Consider the following 19,424-nt stretch of genomic DNA (forward strand, 5'->3'; position numbering starts at 1 on the left):
ATGCCTACAACCCAAGCCCCGCCCATCTCCTTCGAAGACACCGCCGTCGCCTTCGCCTCTAAGTCTGATGCCGAGTTGCGCAAGATGTATGCGCTGTTCGCGGCCATGAACAACAATACGCTGGTGAAAACTGGCGGCGGGTTGATGAAAACGGCGCTGAAGTGGCAGTTGCCGGGCACTAAGTTTCTCATCAAGAAGTCCATTTTCAACCAGTTCTGCGGCGGCGAAACCATTAAGGAGTGTATTCCCGTCGTTGGGGAGCTGGGCCGCTACCATATCGGGACCATCCTCGACTACTCGGTGGAAGGCGAAGGCGACGACAAAAGCTTCGACCGTACCCGCGACGAAATCCTGGCCACCATCGACATCGCGCACCGCTCCACCCACATTCCGTTTTCGGTGTTCAAGGTGACTGGCCTGGCCGATAGCGCCATTCTAGAGAAAGTACAGGCGGGCAAGTCGCTCACACCCGCCGAACAAGCCAGCTACGACCGGGGCCACGCCCGTGTGGATGCCATCTGTCAGCGGGCCCACCAGTACGGCGTGCGCGTGTTCGTCGACGCGGAAGAAAGCTGGTTCCAGGCCACCATCGACAATCTGGCCTACGAGATGATGCGCAAGTACAACCGGGAGTCGGCCATAGTCTGGAACACGTATCAGCTCTACCGGCAGGACCGTCTCGATGCCATCAAAGATGCCTACGAAGAAGCCCGGCAGCATAGTTATTTCCTGGGCGCCAAGTTGGTACGCGGCGCCTACATGGAAAAGGAGGCGCGCATAGCTGCGCAACGCGGCTATCAGAACCCCATTAACTCGACCAAGCAAGCTACCGATGCCTTGTACGACGAAGCCCTCCGATATTGCGTGGCGCACGCCGACCGGATCAGCATTTGTGCGGGCACCCACAACGAGGCTAGCTCCCGCCTGCTCACCGAGCTAATGCAGGAATACGACCTGCAACCCAACGACCCGCGCATCTGGTTTGCGCAGCTCTACGGCATGAGCGACAACCTGAGTTACAACCTCGCGCACGCCGGCTACAACACCGCCAAATATGTGCCTTATGGCCCCGTAGATGCGGTAATGCCCTATTTACTACGGCGTGCCGATGAGAACACCGCCATTGCTGGGCAGAGCAGCCGAGAGTTTTTGTTGATTCAAAAAGAAATACGCCGCCGTCAGGGTCGTTAAGTAAGATTGCTGCCGGTTCTGCCTAGGCGGCACGGTTTTGGGTAAGCCCAGTCCGCGATTTAGCAAAATGCAAAATCGCGGACTTTTTTCTTCCTATTTTCCGCACCCCTTACACCTCTCTCTCACCGCCATGCTCGGCCGAATTCGCAGCCATCTAATCCGTTTTGCCCGCCACCAGGTGGGCACCGTCAGCTACCTCAATTTGGTGCAAGACGCCGAACTAGGGTTCAACCTGGATATCTCCCACGAGAAAAGCCGGCTCAATGAGCTATTGGCCGAAATTTCGGAACAAGAACACGCGGCCGGTCGGCCCGTATTGAGCTGCCTTGTAAAAGTCGAAGGCTCCAAAGGACAAGGTGATAATTTCTACAAGTTGTGCGAGCGGTTGGGGATGGGTGAGTGGCGTACGCTTAAGCAACAAGAAGATTTTTTGAAAACCATGCGCCAGGAGTGCCGAGCCTTTTGGCAGGATGCTCGCAACTTCGAATTATACGGATAGAGCTGAACGGTAAGAGAATAAGAAAAGTAAATGTTGAGCAAGCCCGAATTTTTTGTGTAACCCCCACAGAAAAGGTCGCGTTTAGCAACTCAAATCCTAGTGCATCTCACCCTCTCCCGCACTGGATTTTTCTTATCCCTTTCATTTAACTCTCCCACTCATGAACACCAACGATTCGAACAACTCGAACAACCCCATGAACACTGGTACTGGCTCAGGCGCTAACTATGGTACTGGCTCGGCCGGCACTGGTTATGGCACCGGCTCAACGCCTAGTGGCTCCGGCACTAGCACTACCTCGGGAGGCAACCTCGGCAATTCCAGCATCGGTGACTCATCGGTAGCTTCCGGCTCTTCTTATTCTAGCGGCTCGACTGCTAGTGGTTCTTCTACTGGCACTGGCTACACTACGGGCATGTTCCGCGACCGTTCTAGCGCTGAGCAAGCTTACAGCTCGCTCTCGTCGCGCGGTTATACTAAGGACGATGTAAACCTGTTGATGTCGGACGAGACGCGCAAGAAGCATTTCGGCAGCGACTCCGACCAGTCGCACCACACCGAGCTCGGCGATAAGGCGATGGAAGGTGCTGGCGTAGGTTCGGCTATCGGCGGTACTGCCGGTGCTGTAATCGGCGCTATTGCTGCTATCGGTACTTCGGTAGCACTGCCAGGTCTTGGTCTGATTGTAGCTGGCCCGCTGGCCGCAGCATTAGCTGGCGCCGGCGCCGGTGGCCTAACGGGTGGCCTAGTAGGCGCTCTAGTAGGCTCGGGCATCCCAGAAGAGCATGCCGTTGAATACGAAAACGACGTGAAAAACGGCGGTATCGTAATGGGCGTGCGTCCTCGCAACGAGGAAGATGCTCGTTATTTCGAAGAAGAGTTCCGCCGCAACAACGGCGACAAAGTACGTCGCTACTAACTAGCAACTGTTTTTTAAAAAGCTCTCCCCAATGTGGGGAGAGCTTTTTTTTTGCTTGGTCGATCAGTTGGTGCACCTGTAGCCATAAGGGCAGATTTTTTCAACCTGGCTCGGTTTTTAACGATACATTGCGGAGCTTGTATATGCAACTTGGCTGCTGGTTTCGTCGCCTTTTCTCCCAGCGAAAGCAACTTCTGGGCTAGGGCACTTAATAGACAACGTTTGGCGTTTTCCAGTAAAACCAGGGGTCCGGCCGCGCCGTAGGCTTCAGAACGGCTTTTACGTACATTTGATTTTCCTCCTTTTCACCCGACCTTCCATGTCTTCTCCAAGAATTAAGATAGGCTTGTACGCCGCGGTGGTGCTAGCAGTCTTTGTGCTGGCATCGTATAAACTCTACCGCCGTGGCGATGCGCGGACGCCCCAAAAAGACGCCGTGCTGATTCAAGCTATGCTACAAGGCCTAACTGCGGCGCACTACCAACCAGAAAAACTAGATGACTCCTTTTCCAAGCGAGTTTTTGATCTATACCTAAAGCGAATCGATTCCAATAAGAAATTCCTGCTAGCTTCGGATGTAACCCAGCTGCGCAAGTACCAAAACGATATTGATGAGCAAGTGAAGCGTGGTACCCATGAATTCATGGACCAGACCAACACTCTGCTGGACCAGCGCGTGAAGGAGGTCCAGGCCATGTACCGTGACATTCTGGCTAAGCCTTTCGACTTCACCACGGAAGAGTCGTTTGAGACTGAGTCCGATAAGGCGACGTACGCTGCCGATAAGGCTGCTCAACGAGAAGAATGGCGCAAGTTTCTGAAATACCAGACCTTGGTGCGGATTTCGGAAATGATGGACGCGCAGGCCAAGAAAAAAGATAAGCCTTTAGCTTCCACTACTGCGGCGCCTTCAGCGACTACCACCTCAGAGCCTACTCGTACGCCCGCTGAAATGGAAATTGAAGCCCGTAAGCGGGTGCTCAAATACTTTGATGACCAGTTCAATGATTTGCTACAGAACGATGCCAACGACCGGCTTGCGCTGTACGCTAACACCATTGCTAACACCTACGACCCGCACACCGAATATTTCGCTCCGCGCGACAAGGAGACTTTTGATGTAGCCATGACTGGCCGTTTTGAAGGCATCGGCGCTTCGCTGCAAGAGAGAGATGGCCTCATCAAAATCACGGACATTATCCCAGGTAGTGCTTCTTACCGCCAAGGTGAGTTGAAAGCAGGTGATATCATCATGCGGGTTGCTCAGGGCGCCGATGAGCCGGTTTCGGTGGAGGGCATGCGGCTGGATAAGGCTGTTTCGCTCATTAAGGGTAAGAAAGGCACCGAGGTTCGCCTTACGGTTCGCAAGCCCGACAACTCCACTAAAATTGTTTCAATTATTCGAGACGTAGTTATCATCAAAGAAACCTATGCTCAGTCGGCCACGATTAATGAAGCTGGCAAGAAGATAGGCTACATCAAGCTGCCCACTTTCTACGCTGACTTCAGCGATAATGGTGGACGCAGCTCGGCCGAAGACGTGAAGAAAGAGCTAGAAAAGCTCAAGCAAGAAAACGTGCAAGGCGTAGTACTTGATCTTCGCTTCAACGGTGGTGGTTCCCTCCAGGACGCTGTAGAAATGGCCGGCCTGTTCATCGATAGTGGCCCGGTAGTACAGGTGAAGGGCAGCCAAGGCGCCGCCAGCGTCCTCAACGACCGCGACCCACGCGTGCAATACAGCGGCCCATTGGTGGTACTCGTGAATAAGTACAGTGCCTCGGCTTCTGAAATCTTGGCGGCCGCCATTCAGGATTATAAGCGGGGCGTCGTTATGGGTGCTGCCAGCACCTACGGCAAAGGCACCGTTCAGCGCATTTTTGACCTCGACGACGCGATGCCCGCAGAGTTCAACAGCATCAAGCCGTTTGGATCGCTGAAGCTAACGACGCAAAAGTTCTACCGCATCAATGGCGGCTCCACGCAGTTCAAAGGCGTAGTGCCCGACATTATCCTGCCGGATGCTTACAGCTACCTCGATCAGGGTGAGAAGGAACAAGACTACGCTCTGAAGTGGGACGAAATCAGCCCGGCCCGTTACCGCTCTTGGGCACAAGCTCCCGCCATCGACAAGCTTCGCACTTCTAGTCAGTCGCGCGTTGCTGCTAATCAGAGCTTCCGACTCGTGAATGAGCTGGCCCAACGGATGCGCAAGCGCAAGGACGAAACGAAAGTATCGTTGAAGCTAACTGCCTACCGTGCCGAGCAAGAGCAGAACAAGGCCGAGTCTGACAAGTATGACGCTGTACAGAAGTCGGCTCAACCGCTGGCCATTGCACCACTGGCTATCGACTTGAAAGCGCTGAGCAATGATACAGTAGAAGTGAACCGGGCTTCGCGCTTTACTAAAAATCTGAACAAGGACATCACCTTACGTGAGGCGGTGTTCGTGGTAAAAGACCAGATATAAGTAGCTTCAAAGCTGCGCTTGTCATTCAAAAAAGCCTTCGTAGCGTTGCTACGAAGGCTTTTTTGGTGCCTTTTTTAGCACTCAACTACTTCGTCAATATCGTTAGTAAATCGACTCTAATTTTTTATGAGAAACAAATCATTAAAATTATCACTAATGCACTGATTGACAGCATATTAATACCATTAAAATTAACCCAATATTTTTAGCAAAGAGCGAACCATTAGCGGGGTCGTCCTGTTGAACATATATGACGACGAACATGGAAACTCCGATTATTCCGCTCGTTACGGACGAGCAGCAGAAGCTGGCAGATGAGACCTGGCGCAAATCCATTCCGGCACAGGTGTTTCTCAACTACTTCTTCGCTATCAACTACCACATTCAGGAGGGCGATGATGCTACGGGTGGCCTGCAACACCTTCCCTTCTTCCGCGCTCACCAAGCCGAACTGACCGATGCTGATTTGGCTGCCGTTAGCAAACTACTGCACGCGTGCTGGAGCACCGAGTACGCACTACGTTCTACCGCTGAGCTAGGCGACGAAGACTACCTGCGTAACGCGCTGCACTGGACTTTCCCCCAGGCTTACCACACCATCATGGCTGGCTTGCAGGCTTTCCTGTACACGGCCGGCGTGCGGGGCAACAATCCTTCGCTGGTTCGGCGCGAGGTGGGCCGCTTAGTAGTACGCAATGCCTACCCGCGGCCGATATCGTTCTACGCTGCTGGCGCATACGGCGACTTCAGCATTCACCGGCTGCCGCTGGCGGGTTACAAAGCGGGCTTGCACATTGCGAGCAAGGAAATTGATGCCCAGGCTCAGATTGGGCAGTTTCTGCGCACCACTCGCAAGATGAAGGCTCAGTTCACTCGTCAGCAAGTCCAAGCCAACCCGAACACGGCGCTGCGTAGCCAGAAAACGGGCAAGGTGCTGGACAAATGGACGGTGTCGCACTGGCAGCAGATTACGTGGCGCCTTGGCTACACCACGATCTTCGATCTGCTGGGCCGTCTGCGCATCTCTCAGACCAGCCGCGAGATTGAGCGCTACATCGAAGCCGAGATTGACTTCAAGCTCTTCCACCAGTCGTTACTCAACATCGTGAGCTACCTCAACGGCATTCACGAGACGTACGTAGCCAAGGCAATGGGGCTGGAGCGCTATCAGCAGATGGTGGCGGAACTCCCAAAGCACCTGCAGCATAGCTTCGTTGAAGAGCGCCTGCGCACTCGGGTGCAGCCCACACTTACGGGCGAGACTCCGGCTCCGCAGATGGGTATCGCTGCCTAAGGTACACAGTGGTATTTATTAGGTTAGACCTGACTCCATATACACCTAAACGCCGCTCCTATGGGGCGGCGTTTTTTGCGTTTCCTAGAAAGACAGATAGGGCCCAATGCTAATGTTTGCTCGTAGTGTTTATTGGCAGCGAAGACACTACGCGTAATCTGTTAGGTTAGCCGAACAGCCCGCACTACTTTTGTGGCTTAGCGTTTTTGGCCCCGCGGGGCCTTCTTTTTAAGCCTTTCCCCATGCAGCATCTCAGCGAACAGGAAATCATACGCCGCCAGAAGCTGGAGGAACTTCAGAAGCTTGGCATTGAGCCATACCCGTCCGAGCTGTTTGACGTGAACTTCTACGCCCAGGAAATCCACGACAACTACCACCCCGAGCTGAACAACTTCCAGGAAGTGAGCTTGGCTGGTCGGTTGATGTCGGTTCGGGTGATGGGCAAAGCCTCGTTTGCGGAGTTGATGGATACCACTGGCCGCATTCAGCTCTACATCAACCGGGACGAAATCTGCCCTGGTGAGGATAAGACACTCTACAACGTAGTATTCAAGAAGCTGCTCGATTTGAGCGACTTCATTGGCGTGAAAGGCCACGTGTTCAAGACGCAGGTGGGCGAAACGTCCGTCCACGTTACGGAACTGAAGCTGCTCTCCAAGACCCTACGCCCGCTGCCGGTAGTAAAAGAGCGGGTAGACGAAGTGACGGGCGAGAAAACCGTGTACGACGCCTTCACCGACCCGGAGCAGCGCTACCGCCAACGCTACGTGGACCTGGCGGTAAACCCGCAAGTGCGCGAAGCCTTCATCAAGCGCACGCAATTGGTGCAGGCCATGCGCAACTACTTGAACGATAAAGGTTACCTCGAGGTAGAAACACCAATTCTGCAGCCGCTGTACGGCGGCGCGGCGGCGCGTCCTTTCAAAACTCACCACAACACGCTGGACATGACGCTCTACCTGCGCATCGCCAACGAGTTATACCTGAAGCGCCTTATCGTGGGTGGCTTCGATGGGGTGTACGAATTCTCAAAGGACTTCCGTAACGAGGGAATGTCGCGGTTTCACAACCCGGAATTCACACAGATGGAGCTGTACGTAGCCTACAAGGACTACTACTGGATGATGGACCTAGTGGAGGAAATGGTGGAGCGCGTGGCGATGGTGCTGCACGGCCAGACCGAAGTGAAAGTTGGTGACAACATCATCAATTTCCAGCGCCCTTGGAAGCGCTTCACTATGGCCGAGGCCATTGAGCATTACACTGGTTTCAACATCGACGGCAAGAGCGAAGATGAACTGCGCGCCGCTGCCAAAGACCTGAAGGTAGGCTTGGAGCCGAGCATGGGCAAAGCCAAGATTATCGACGAAATCTTCGGGGAGCACGTGGAGCCCAAGCTCATCCAGCCCACGTTCATCACCGATTATCCGGTGGAAATGTCGCCACTGGCGAAGAAGCACCGCAGCAAGCCGGGCCTAGTGGAGCGGTTTGAGGCTATTTGCAACGGCAAGGAAATCTGCAACGCCTTCTCGGAGCTGAACGACCCCATCGACCAGCGGCAGCGCTTCGAGGAGCAGCTAGAGCTTGGCAAGCGCGGCGACGCAGAAGCCATGGTACTCGACGAAGACTTTCTGCGGGCCTTGGAATTCGGCATGCCTCCCACCGCTGGCCTCGGTATCGGCATCGACCGCCTCTCGATGATTATGACCAATTCCAACTCCATTCAAGACGTGCTGTTCTTCCCGCAGATGAAACCAGAGCATGCCAAATCCGAAAACGCTCCTAAACCCCAAGCATAACAAAGCCGGAAGCCTTGACCACGCGGGCCCACACCCAAGCAGTCAAGACTTCCGGCTTGCAACGGCTATAAAGTCGGAAAGCCTCCCACGCATAAATCGTGGGAGGCTTTCCTTTTAGTATAACTGACTTACCATTCCAATCGGGGTCTATCGAAGAAGCTTGCGATGGACTTGCTAGATTTTGCTACCAGAATGTTTGACCATTTCCAGTAGAAGCTCAGCAGCCGGCAATTTTACTTCAATAACATCTCCGATCTTCTTTCAAGCCGGTTATGTGTTCTTTAACGCAGTGTTATCAGAAGGGTTACAACGTGCGCAAACTTTTCTGAAAAAGTTTGCTAGTTGCTATTGGCCATAACCGGCAGAATGCCGCGCATCGCCACCTATACCATCATAATCCGAGTCAGGATCGTCCTGGGCATCAGAGGACTGGGAGCGGTTGCTAAGCGAACTGAGTAAGTCATCGGCAGCGGCTTGGTCGGTACGGTGCTTCTCCGTGTCGGTGCGATGTTTTCCGGTATCTGTGCGGTGCTTCTCGGTTTCGGTGCCCGCGGTACGGGCAGCGTTAGCACGCTCTAAACCATCTTTCAACAGCTTACTTAGGTCATCGGTGAGTTTGGAGGCCGATTTTTTGAGGCTAGCGCGTGTTTCGTCGCCGGTTTCGGGAGCCAGCAGCAGCCCGGCCACCACGCCGGCTGTGGCGCCAGCTAGTAATGAGAGGATTACTTTGCCTTTCGTGTCTTGCATACCGCAGAAAAGTTAGGAAGTGAGAAAATCAGCCGACGCTACACAGCGCTAGTACTTTATAACGGTTCAGACCAGATCTTGGTTAACAAGCAAAGCCCCGATTTTCGGGTGAAAACCGGGGCTTTGCGCAAAGAAGCAGAAAGACCTACAGGTCGTTGAGCATCTTGATTACTTCGTTCTTGGCTTTGCCAAGCTTGTTTTGCAAGCGGCCAACTAATTCGTCGCCCTGGCCTTCGGTGTACTCCAGGTCTTCGTCGGTGAGTTGAGCATATTGCTGCTTCAGCTTGCCTTTCGAGGCGTTCCAGTCGCCTTTCAGCTTGAGGCTGCTGCCAGCGCCGGTTAGGCCCAGGTCTTCGAGTTTCTCGACGTAGCCTTTGAATTTGGCGTCCAGCTCTTCGCCGTACTTCGACAGTTGCTCACCGAACTGGCCGCTGTATTTGGTGGCAGCAGTACCCAGCTTTTCGCGGGTAGCTTTGCCTTTGTCGGGAGCCATCAGCAGGCCAGCAATAATGCCAGCACCAGCACCGGCTAAAGCAGCGAGGAGAATTTTGCCAGAGTTGTCTTCTTCTTGATACGACATGGTGTAGAGGGAGAGAAAGGTGATGAATGAGTTTCAAGTGGGTGGCATCCAGCTGCCAAGTAGCAGTGGGAAGGCCCAAAATCCCTGTCGGGTTTCTGCCAATCTGAGCCTAATACGGCGTTCAGCTACGCAGGTTATGACCTTGGCCTAAAAAAGATAGGCGCTGCAATATACTGCTATACCCAAATGCCGCAACTACTTCTTTGCCTCCATATATGACTCCGAACCTCTACTTTCGTCCCGGCTCCTTTTCTGTCAATGATTTACATGAAAACTTTGCTTCCGCTGTTTCTAGTGCTAGCCAGCGCCTGCACTCGCAGTACGCCGCCCACTAACGCCAAGACATGCATCGACCCGGCTAAAATTCGGAAAGATGCTATGTGCACTATGCAATATGACCCAGTGTGCGGCTGCAACGGCGAGACCTACGGCAATGCCTGCACTGCTACCAACGCCGGCGTAACGAGCTACACGCCCGGCGCCTGCCCCAACAAAACCACTCCTACTTCTCCTCGCTAATGTCAGAAAAACGCTATTTCCGTCAGCAGAATCCGTTTATAGTGCCTACTACTGATGGCAAGCTCATTGAAGAGCACATCGGGCTGGCTAGCACCAGCACTGCGCAGTACAGTGTGGCGCACATGGTAGCCCCGCCCCAGTGGAGCGAGCCGCACCAGCGCCCGGAGTTTGACGAGGTGACCATAGTAGTGCGCGGCCGCAAACGGTTTGAGATAGATGACGACGTAGTGGAGCTAGGCGCAGGTGAGTCGTTGCTGATTAAGGCGGGTGCGCGGGTGCGCTACTCCAACCCGTTTGATGGGGAGTGTGAGTATTGGTCTATCTGCGTGCCGGCCTTCTCGATGGCCACTGTGCACCGGGAAGAAGACTAATATTTCCTCTAAGTCCTACTTGGCACCGGTGGTAGGACTGTGGACCACAGTTCGTATGACACCAGCTTGTCGGAACCTAGAGACAGCCACGAGATTTTGCTGTGCATGCTCGTGCCGCTTGCATGGTGCGGCTCTGCATTGGGTAAAGAAAACCTAACAGGTCTGGAAAAGACCTGTTAGGTTGCAGCCATGAACTTGCTGTATTTGGTGTTTGGGGCCAATGTCCGGAATCATTTTCAGGCCCAGTTTTCCATTCTTTCCTTCCTGCGCCACCGAGGCGGGCTAAGCGGCGTCACGGTAGTGACGGATGCACCGGAGTTTTACCGGCACCTTACTAGCCACGTAACGGTGCTACCCATCGAGCCGACTACGTTAAGCGAATGGAAAGGCGAGTTCGATTTTTTCTGGCGCATCAAAATAAAGGCGCTGGAGTACGTGGCAGGGCAATTTCCGGGGCAGCCCATTTTGTACCTCGATTCCGATACGTTCTTGCACGGCTCGTTTGCGGAACTGCACGCGGCACTGGCAGGCGGCATCGCCTTCATGCACGAACCAGAAGGAGCCTTGGCGGTGCTGGGCAGCAAAACCGAAAAGCTGATGTGGCGGCAGACGGGCGGCAAGGCGTTTGGAAGCATCCGGCTGAACGAACAGCACACGATGTGGAACGCCGGCGTAGTGGGTATTCCGGCCCAGGGCGGCGCGGAGGCTATTGCGATAGCCTTAGCCGTCTGCGACGATTTGAGCCGGCAGGGTGTTACACCGCGCCTCATTGAACAGTTTGCTTTGTCGGTGGCGTTGCAAGAGCGGTTTACGTTGCGCGCTGCCCGGCCCTACATTGGGCACTATTGGAGCAACAAAGATGAGTGGAATGAAGTCATCAGCACTTTTCTACTGGAGTCGAGTTTGAAGAGCCGCACCGTGGAAGAAGAAGTAGCCGCTCTGGCCACGTTCGACTTCCGGGCCGTACCTGTGAAAAAAACGCTTAAAAACACCCGTTGGCGGCTAGTGCACCTCGTAGACCGGCTGTTTCCGCCGCGGGAAACCGTGTACGCCGGCGACGACGCAGCTACGTAACCGAGCTGTCGGGCCGCATTGCAGGAGGGGTTTGTGCGAGCTGTCGGCTTCCTGCTATCTTGGGGGGCCACTTCACTCCCACCGTTATGGATCAGCGCATCATCAACTTATTCGACGAGTACACGCACGCCCCGCTTACTCGCAAGGAATTTATGGCGCGTCTCGTGAAGCTAACCGGGGGTACTGCCTTGGCTGCGGCGGCACTAGCAGTGCTGGAACCCGGCTACGCCCAGGCGGCCACGGTATCGGAGCAGGCCGATGAGTTGCTGCTGGAAGAAGTGAGCTGGACTGGCGCCGCCGACACGTTGATGAAAGGCTACCTGGCCCACCCCAAAGCCAAGAAGAAGCGCGGCGCCGTGGTGGTGATTCACGAAAATCGCGGCCTGACGCCCCACATCAAGGATGTGACGCGCCGCGTAGCTACGGCGGGTTATCTGGCGCTGGGGGTAGATGCCCTTTCGCCGTTCGGGGGCACGCCCGGCAACGAAGACGAAGGCCGCACGCTCATTGGCAAGCTTGATGCGCAGCAGAACCTGCAAAATTACCTCGCAGCCCTGGCTTACCTGCGCCGCCACCCCGAAAGCAACGGCCGCACTGGCTGCGTGGGCTTTTGCTGGGGTGGGGCAATGGCCAATAAGCTGGCCGCGAATGATCCTAATCTGAATGCGGCGGTGTCGTACTACGGTATGCAGCCCCCACTGGAAGACGCGCTCAAAATTAAAGCAGCTTTGCTGCTGCACTATGCGGGCCTCGATGAGCGGGTGAATGCGGGTATGACCGCTTACGAAACTGCTCTGAAAACGGCGGGCATCACGTACGAGCAGTACCTGTACGAAGGCGCCAACCACGCTTTCAACAACGATTCTTCCCCGGCCCGCTACAATGCTGCCGCCGCCAACCTAGCCTGGGACCGGACGTTGCGGCTGTTCAAGGAAAAGCTCGCCTAACTCTTTTACTCGCTGCTGCGCTCATGCCTTCCTTCTCTCCCACCCAAACCGCCATCAACGCCTACCTGCTGCGCAAGCTACAGGATGCGGACTGCGTGCGTGGGCGGTTGGAAGTTAATGGCCAAAGCGCCCAAATGAGCATCTGGGGGCAAAAACCGGATGGCAAAACTATTTTCTTTTGGGAGCAGGATCGAGCCTTCAACGCACTTATTGGCGACTACCTCGAGGCGCACGTAGGCCCCGAAGTGGCGCAGTTTTTTATTGCGGTTGATGCGCAGCAGGGCAGCTTCGTATACTCGCGGGTGACGTGGGCACAGCAAGAAGCAGCTCAGCAACAAGTAAAGCAGCAAGAGTTAAAAGACAAACAAACTCGCCCTCGTCGTACCACTCTTTACGGCTCCGAACTAGCCGGGCAGGTAGCGGATGCGCTTGGGCAGGGCCGCAGCCTCGGCTACAGCCACCGCGACTACTGCGGCATGGGCCTCGATTACGCCGCCGGTAAGTATCGTTACGTGGAGCTGTGGGACGGTTATCCGGAGCCCAAACAGACCTTTAGCAGCCGCGAGGCTTTTGTGGCCTGGCTAGCCCAACAGTCGGACAAGACGCTGGCCCGACTGGAAGAGGAAAATCCGTGGTACTGGGACAACCAGACCATAACCCGGCAGCGACTGATAGAGTTAGTAGCGGCATAAGCCCTGCACTAATTCGGTCTTCAAGTGGTTTTCCCTTTTTCAGGATGCCAGCTGTAGCGCCGGATGAGGTGGCGCTAGGACGTTTCTAAAAACTTATTTATTTCAACCACCGCAGCTTCGAGGTTTGCCTTGGTAGACCATTTCGCTACCGCTCTACCTGCCAAGCTGTTGCTAAATCAGGTAGTTTCATTCTACTGTTGAGATTTCAAGAACATTTTGCTCAACAATGATAGAGAAGTGTTAATATTTTCATTAAAAATACTGAAATTGTAGGCGCGCTCCTTCTCCCTCCGCCGCTCCTTTTGCCATTATGCCCTTTTTTACTCCCTCCCGCTTAGCCGTGGTACTGTCGGTTCCGGCTCAGTTGTTTAGTTTTTTCTCGACCTCCGCTGCCCCGCGGCCTAGTTCTCACCCGGCAGAAATACCCGCTGCCATCACCAAGATAGGGGTCATTCAGGGCTCCGGCGACGCGGCCAAGCCGGGCACTTACACCATCGAAGGCATTGTGACCGGGGTATACGCGGGGCTGGGGCCAGCCGGCTTTTACGTGCAAGAAGTGGCGGCGGCTTCCGATGGCAATTCAGCTACCTCCGACGCTATATTCGTGGTGCAAAACAGCCCCATCGTCCGCATTGGCGAGCAAGTGCGCGTTACGGGTACGGTGCTGGAAGAGGCCGGCGCACCATCTTTCGGCCAGGCAGTCCTAACCCGCGCGACTAGCCTCGTCACGCTGTCGGAAGACAACACGCTGCCCAACTTCCGAACCATTCCTAACTCCACCTTTTCGGCGGCGGCACTAGAGCCGTACGAAGGAATGCGTGTGCAATTTTCGGGGCCCATGACGGTATCGGACGTATTCAGCTTGCGGTACCGCGGTGAGCTGACCCTGACGCCTTCCGGCCTACTGTATCAGCCCACGCAGTTTATTGACCCCAACGACGACCAGGCAACGGGCACTACTAGCACGGGAGTTGGCAACGTTGCCGCCATCGACGCCTATCAAACGGCCAACTTAAACACTTCCATCGTGCTCGACGATGGAAGCTCAGCTAATAATCCCAAGTCCATTCCTTACCTCGATGCCAAACTTGGTACGGCGCGCGTGGGCAGCACTATTGCTCAGCTGCGAGGCATTCTGGGGTATGGCTTCAATCGGTGGCGCATACAGCCGCTGCCGGGCACCGATGCTCCCGTATTGAAAGCCGTGCGGCCGACGGTACCGCAGTTTGGCTCGCTGGATCTGAAACTAGCCAGCTTCAACGTCCTCAACTATTTCAACGGCGACGGCGCGGGCGGTGGTTTCCCCACCCAACGCGGCGCCAAAACCCCGGCCGACTTCGCTCGGCAGCGAACCAAAATCATTACGGCGCTGGCGCAGATGGATGCCGACGTGGTGGGCCTAACGGAGATAGAGAATGATGGTACCGGCCCTGAATCCGCCATTCAAGACCTAGTGAACGGCCTAAACCAGCACATGGGGGCCGGCACCTATGCTTTCGTGAATGATGGCGGGGCCAAGCAGCAGCCCAATAATACGGACGTTATTCACTGCGCCCTCATCTATAAGCCCGCAACGGTGAAACCGCTAGGCAAGGCAATGATAGCTACCGTGACGAACGTGTTTGAGCGGCCGCCGCTGGCCCAGCTGTTTGCCACCCGCAAAAGCCGCCCCGATACGCTGGGCATCGTGGTCAACCATTTCAAGTCGCGGGTGGGCGGCACCGGTATTGACGCCGACCAGAACGATGGGCAGGGCGGCTACAATGACCGTCGCCGCGCGCAGGCCCGGGCGTTGGTGCAGTTCATCAATAGCCGGGTCAGACCAGCCGGCGCGCAACGCATCATGAGCATCGGCGACTACAACGCCAACTACGAAGAAGACCCCATCGACATCCTGCGGGCGGCGGGCCTGGTGGCGGCTACACCACCAACCAGCGCCTCTTTCGTGTTCAAGGGCCTCACCGGCTCGCTCGACCATTGCGTGATAACGTCGAATTTGGTAGGCTTCATCGACGTGAAGAAGTGGAATATCAACTCCGCGGAGCCGGTCTTTTTGCAGTACGATGTAGCCGGCGAGGCCACCGATATCAAGAGCCCGTTCCGTTCCTCTGACCACGACCCAGTGCTCATCGGCGTGAACTTCACCGGCCTGGCTTCTACTTCTGCCAAAGGCCGCCTATTCGTGTATTCCACTACGGCTGGCGCCGGAGAGTCCTCAGCTTTCCGGGTGCCGACTGGTTCCACTCCTTTGCAGCTGGAATTTTCCTTGCTCCAAGGCCAGCCGCTACTGTCTCTCAATGGTTCACCTTCCCTATTGCAAGCCGAGCTTGACCGTTACACCGCACACCTCGCTCCTGGTATTTACATGCTGCGTCTGCGTGGCAACGGCATCAACCAAACTCAGCGTGTGGTAAAAGATTAGCGCTACTTACACAGCAAACTTATTTCCAATGCGATATGTGGACGCCTTTACGAGAAGAGATTGAAACTATTCGCAAGCAGTTTCAAATACCAGAATCAGACTTTCGGCCGCTGCCACACACCACTAATTGGCGGGAGTTAGAGGAAAAAATATATCAGGCGTTTTGTCAGCTCGACCACCCTACTGCCCGGCCCATATGGCTCTGGACGGCCTTCAAAAATGACTACCACGTTATCAGCTCAGAGGAACGCCCTTATTTATTGTTAGATAAAGTGGTTCCTAAAGAGGAGACTATTTGGCTTATGCTGAATGAGTCGGCTGATGGAGGAAACAAATTCTGGCTGTATGAAGGCAGAGTAGAAGCTATGCAAACTATCTACGCGGAGACATGCCATACAGATGAATTATATCTTATTTCAAAGAAGTATGAATGGATACTTTGCATTGATCATCATGATTGTCTTATTGGGTCTGGAAATGCAGTTGTTGAAAAGATGAAACAATTAGAACCAATGATAAGATAGGTATTACCATTTGCCCATTCAGGATTTTAGTGACGATGGTAATATGACAGTCGAACAAGTACACTACATCATTACAGCCTTAGCCGAAAAAGGAATTGAATTTGATCCTGGTTTGACTGACAGCGAAGTTTCGGACGTGGAGGAGAAATTCGCCTTCCGGTTTCCGCCCGACTTGCGGCTATTGCTCCAAACTGCGCTACCTGCTTCCACTGGGTTTGTGCATTGGCGGCTTGGCTTAGTCTCAAAAGCAGCGGCTAATACTATAATTTCGCGACTTAACTGGCCCTTGGAGGGAGCACTATTTGATGTAAGAAATAATATATGGTATAGCAGCATGTGGGGCCCGAAGCCAGCTATGTATCTGGAGCAGGCCGCAGTGGTAAAACAGCACTATGCTGCCTACCCGAGGCTTATTCCAGTATACTCTCACCGCTACTTACCAGACCGGCCACATGCAGTTGGCAACCCCGTACTATCAGTTTACCAGACGGATATAGTTTACTACGGCTACGACTTGGCAAGCTATTTTGCGCACGAATTTAAAATTCGTCTATCCAATTCCTTCTGCAGTGCTGAGAATCCTAGAGTAATTGAGTTTTGGAACAATTACACAGAGTAGTTTCAGCTATTTCCTGGTTGCTTTTGACATTCTACCCCGCTAAAATAAGCTCACTAAGTATTACCAAGCACAAATAATCAAATACATACTTCTCCAACAATGGCTTTAGACTTAACCTTGTGCATCGTTCCCCGACAGATATATTTAATCATCAGCAAGGCATTGGAGAATGACGACTATGCTGAGCTAGTGTCCTTCGCACCTACTGCCTTACATAAAAATAATTTTAATGACTTTGATGATGAGGTCGGGATTCAATTTAATCAGGATGTGCAAGGCTTGAAAACAGTGTACCATGCTACTGAGTCAGACTATTTCTACGACAAATGGAGATGCTCCTCCATGCTTGATTATCTTATCGATGAATATCTGATAAGCAAGAATATAAGCTTTCCGCCGCGCTTTATCTGGAACAGCGGAAACGTTATTTCGCCCAGCATCAAGGGTGGCCAAGGTGCGTTGGTCCGGTTGTACGACAGAGTGCAGATACAAACCATGCACGGCCTGCTTACGGGATTCGGCTTTAGCAGCTTGCTGCCTTTTTTTCAGTATGAAAAAATGCTTGAGGAAGGCGTGTATAAGCTCAATGGCTCTGCGGAATCCGTCGAAGCAACAGAACAAGTCTTTCTCAAAATCAAGGCCCTCTTCAAAAGAGCAAACGATGACGAGAATCTGCTGGTCTTTAAGAGCATTGACTAGCCTCACCTGCGCTGCGCATTACGCCTTCTATCTAACAGTTGCTTCCGCCCAGAACAGCACCCCACAAAGCTGAAGTTACAGCTTGGGGCGCCGCCGATTCGGTACTAACGACACCCTATTTACGGACGAATGGGGCGCATTTTCTCATCCCAGCAAGCCAGAAGAACGTCGTGTGGAGGTTAGCTGCAACAGCTTTCTAAGCGGCGGCTGGTTTGAGGGATTCTCCCCAGGCATTGAGGTGTTCCAGCACGGGCACCAGCGACTCGCCTTTGAGCGTGAGGCCGTATTCTACGCGCGGCGGCATTTCGGGGTAGATGGTGCGCGTGATGAGGCCGCTGGCTTCCAGCTCGCGCAGCTGCTGGCTCAGCATTTTGGTGGTAATGGCGGGCAGGAGCTTGCGAAAGGCGCTAAAGCGCAGCACCCCGCTGTGGATGTACCACACGAGCAACAATTTCCAGCGCCCGCTAATCAGTTGCAGGGCGAGCTGCATGGGGCAGGAGTCGGCGAGCTGCTGCTCGTTCTCGAAATTCTTCGAGGTTAACTTTCTCATTTTCAGCTTTAGTTACTTTTAGGCTAGTGGGCTACAATTTGGTAATTGGTTGTCAGATAGCAAGCAAGGCCACTAGGTTTGTCGGCGAACTTCAACCTAACCTTCACACTCGCCAATCATGGAAACCCAACTCCTCCAGGAACTGCTGGACCAGGAAGCCATCCGCCAAGTCCGCTACCGCTTCGCTCAGGCGCTCGACACTAAAGACTGGCCCCTGCTGCAAAGCCTGCTCACCGACGAACTCCACACCGACTACACCGACTACGGCATGCCGCCCCGCACCATGACGAAGCAGGAGTTGGTGGCCATTTTCCAATACGCGTTCAGCAAGCCGGGCCTGGTTACCCAACATCTGTGCACCAACTTCCGCATTCAGCTGCATTCCAACGGCCACGCCACGAGCGTTTCGCAGTTTGAAGGCAACCACCTGATTCCGGGCTTCGCGGACGGGCCTGAGTTTACGCTCCGGGCCGAGTACACCGATACGCTCACCAAAACCACCGGGCACTGGCAGATTGCGGGACTCGCTTTGAAGGTGCTTTATACCACCGGCAACCCGCACGTGCTGGCCAGCTAGCCAACAAATAGCGCGACGTTTGTAGTGAAGTTGATGAGCTATTCTGCCTGCGGCCGTTCTGCCGCGCTATTTCCTCCGTGCACACTTACATATAATTGTAAAAATATACTTTCGTTCTGGTGCTTAAATAAGCTCCGCAATACTCTACCTTATACCCGGCCCGGGCTCGACGGTCCGGGCTATTTTTTCACTTCTCATTCTTTATTTCATGCCTGCTTACCAGAGTTATTTTGACAATTTCTTCGCGACCCTGCCTATCTCGCGGGTCAACTTCAAAGCCCTGGGCACCGCAGCCCTCGCGGCGGGCCGACAGGCCGAACTAGGCCCGGAATTCACGGCCCACTTCACCGCGCTGGAAGCTGCCCTCACTGGCTTCGATGAGAACCTGGGCGACGCCGATGGCTCGACGGCGGGCGATACGGAGGCCTTCCGCACGGCCCGCAAGAACTGGCTCACCTTCGTCGATGACACCACCAAGGACCATGTAACGCCCAAGCTGCGCAAACTGCCCATCTACGCCGATTTCAAGAAGTACTTCAAAAGCAAGCTGGCGAAACTGCCGCAGCCCGAGCTACTCCAGGAGTCCAAGCTGCTGCTGGCGCTCTATACCGAGCACGCCGCGGCCATGAACCACGCCCCCCTGGCCGCCGAGGCCCAGGCCGCGTACCAGCAGCTGGCCAATGCCGACGAGTCGCGCACCACGGCCGGCGCCGCTATTTCCGGGGCCCGCGTAGCCCTGGCCGCCGACTGGCTGGCCCTGGCCCGCGCCCTGCGCCGCTTCAAGGCCCAGCTAGAGCTGCGCTTCGATGATTCGGCGCAGGTGTACCGCTTTTTTGATTTTGGCAGTACACGGGTTGCTAAGCGACCAGCCAAACAGAAGCAGCCACAGCCTAATATGTAAACGCTCCGGGACAAGTCCCGGAGCGTTTACATG

Annotated in this window: 19 protein-coding genes; 16 read left to right on the forward strand and 3 right to left on the reverse strand. The window is 54.4% G+C overall.

Features of this window, described 5'->3' with window-relative positions; genetic code table 11:
- The 6 genes from ACYSMN_RS18420 (at position 1) to lysS (ending at position 8,169) form a co-directional block, all read left to right on the forward strand.
- Positions 1–1,191, forward strand: a complete 1,191-nt coding sequence (locus tag ACYSMN_RS18420) for a proline dehydrogenase family protein (protein WP_488925384.1) — start codon at positions 1–3, stop codon at positions 1,189–1,191.
- A 130-nt stretch (positions 1,192–1,321) separates the two neighbouring features.
- Positions 1,322–1,690 carry a hypothetical protein gene (locus ACYSMN_RS18425; RefSeq protein WP_488925385.1) on the forward strand — a complete coding sequence of 123 codons (369 nt, stop codon included), beginning with the start codon at positions 1,322–1,324 and terminating at the stop codon, positions 1,688–1,690.
- A 160-nt stretch (positions 1,691–1,850) separates the two neighbouring features.
- A complete protein-coding gene (locus ACYSMN_RS18430; RefSeq protein ID WP_488925386.1) occupies positions 1,851–2,609 on the forward strand; it encodes a hypothetical protein in 759 nt (252 codons plus the stop codon).
- A gap of 319 nt (positions 2,610–2,928) precedes the next feature.
- Positions 2,929–5,076: a carboxy terminal-processing peptidase gene (locus tag ACYSMN_RS18435; RefSeq protein WP_488925387.1), complete on the forward strand. Its 2,148-nt coding sequence runs from the start codon at positions 2,929–2,931 to the stop codon at positions 5,074–5,076.
- A gap of 262 nt (positions 5,077–5,338) precedes the next feature.
- Positions 5,339–6,370 (forward strand): hypothetical protein, encoded by a 1,032-nt coding sequence (locus ACYSMN_RS18440; RefSeq protein ID WP_488925388.1) that lies wholly within the window; start codon positions 5,339–5,341, stop codon positions 6,368–6,370.
- 242 nt (positions 6,371–6,612) lie between these two features.
- Positions 6,613–8,169 (forward strand): lysine--tRNA ligase, encoded by a 1,557-nt coding sequence (gene lysS, locus ACYSMN_RS18445; protein ID WP_488925389.1) that lies wholly within the window; start codon positions 6,613–6,615, stop codon positions 8,167–8,169.
- Positions 8,170–8,514: 345 nt separating this feature from the next.
- Here the strand turns inward: lysS and ACYSMN_RS18450 are convergent, their stop codons facing one another.
- The gene (locus ACYSMN_RS18450; RefSeq protein WP_488925390.1) at positions 8,515–8,916 is read right to left on the reverse strand and encodes a YtxH domain-containing protein; all 402 of its coding nucleotides are present in this window, start codon (positions 8,914–8,916) and stop codon (positions 8,515–8,517) included.
- 145 nt (positions 8,917–9,061) lie between these two features.
- Entirely contained in the window at positions 9,062–9,496 is a 435-nt protein-coding gene (locus ACYSMN_RS18455; RefSeq protein ID WP_488925391.1) for a YtxH domain-containing protein, read from the reverse strand.
- Between the two features lie 267 nt (positions 9,497–9,763).
- Here ACYSMN_RS18455 and ACYSMN_RS18460 point away from each other — a divergent pair, with 267 nt between their 5' ends.
- The 8 genes from ACYSMN_RS18460 (at position 9,764) to ACYSMN_RS18495 (ending at position 17,363) form a co-directional block, all read left to right on the forward strand.
- The gene (locus ACYSMN_RS18460; RefSeq protein WP_488925392.1) at positions 9,764–10,015 is read left to right on the forward strand and encodes a Kazal-type serine protease inhibitor family protein; all 252 of its coding nucleotides are present in this window, start codon (positions 9,764–9,766) and stop codon (positions 10,013–10,015) included.
- Positions 10,015–10,386: a cupin domain-containing protein gene (locus tag ACYSMN_RS18465; RefSeq protein WP_488925393.1), complete on the forward strand. Its 372-nt coding sequence runs from the start codon at positions 10,015–10,017 to the stop codon at positions 10,384–10,386. The genes ACYSMN_RS18460 and ACYSMN_RS18465 overlap by 1 nt, the downstream gene beginning before the upstream one ends.
- Positions 10,387–10,575: 189 nt before the next feature.
- Positions 10,576–11,460, forward strand: coding sequence for a hypothetical protein (locus ACYSMN_RS18470; protein WP_488925394.1), 885 nt, complete (start codon positions 10,576–10,578; stop codon positions 11,458–11,460).
- Positions 11,461–11,546: 86 nt separating this feature from the next.
- Positions 11,547–12,407, forward strand: a complete 861-nt coding sequence (locus tag ACYSMN_RS18475) for a dienelactone hydrolase family protein (protein WP_488925395.1) — start codon at positions 11,547–11,549, stop codon at positions 12,405–12,407.
- Positions 12,408–12,430: 23 nt separating this feature from the next.
- A complete protein-coding gene (locus tag ACYSMN_RS18480) occupies positions 12,431–13,099 on the forward strand; it encodes a hypothetical protein (RefSeq protein ID WP_488925396.1) in 669 nt (222 codons plus the stop codon).
- Positions 13,100–13,409: 310 nt separating this feature from the next.
- On the forward strand, positions 13,410–15,521 hold the full coding sequence (locus ACYSMN_RS18485) for an ExeM/NucH family extracellular endonuclease (protein ID WP_488925397.1): 2,112 nt from the start codon (positions 13,410–13,412) through the stop codon (positions 15,519–15,521).
- 35 nt (positions 15,522–15,556) lie between these two features.
- Positions 15,557–16,045, forward strand: a complete 489-nt coding sequence (locus ACYSMN_RS18490) for a DUF6756 family protein (RefSeq protein ID WP_488925398.1) — start codon at positions 15,557–15,559, stop codon at positions 16,043–16,045.
- 718 nt (positions 16,046–16,763) lie between these two features.
- Complete coding sequence (locus tag ACYSMN_RS18495) at positions 16,764–17,363, forward strand: hypothetical protein (protein ID WP_488925399.1); 600 nt, start codon at positions 16,764–16,766, stop codon at positions 17,361–17,363.
- A gap of 196 nt (positions 17,364–17,559) precedes the next feature.
- On the opposite strand, the gene ACYSMN_RS18500 is transcribed toward ACYSMN_RS18495, so the two are convergent.
- A complete protein-coding gene (locus tag ACYSMN_RS18500) occupies positions 17,560–17,913 on the reverse strand; it encodes a winged helix-turn-helix transcriptional regulator (RefSeq protein WP_488925400.1) in 354 nt (117 codons plus the stop codon).
- Positions 17,914–18,031: 118 nt separating this feature from the next.
- On the opposite strand from ACYSMN_RS18500, the gene ACYSMN_RS18505 reads away from it, so the two are divergent.
- Positions 18,032–18,490, forward strand: coding sequence for a nuclear transport factor 2 family protein (locus tag ACYSMN_RS18505; protein ID WP_488925401.1), 459 nt, complete (start codon positions 18,032–18,034; stop codon positions 18,488–18,490).
- A 208-nt stretch (positions 18,491–18,698) separates the two neighbouring features.
- Positions 18,699–19,391 (forward strand): hypothetical protein, encoded by a 693-nt coding sequence (locus ACYSMN_RS18510; RefSeq protein ID WP_488925402.1) that lies wholly within the window; start codon positions 18,699–18,701, stop codon positions 19,389–19,391.
- Positions 19,392–19,424: the final 33 nt, after the last annotated feature.

This window comes from Hymenobacter sp. M1-2 (assembly GCF_057808495.1).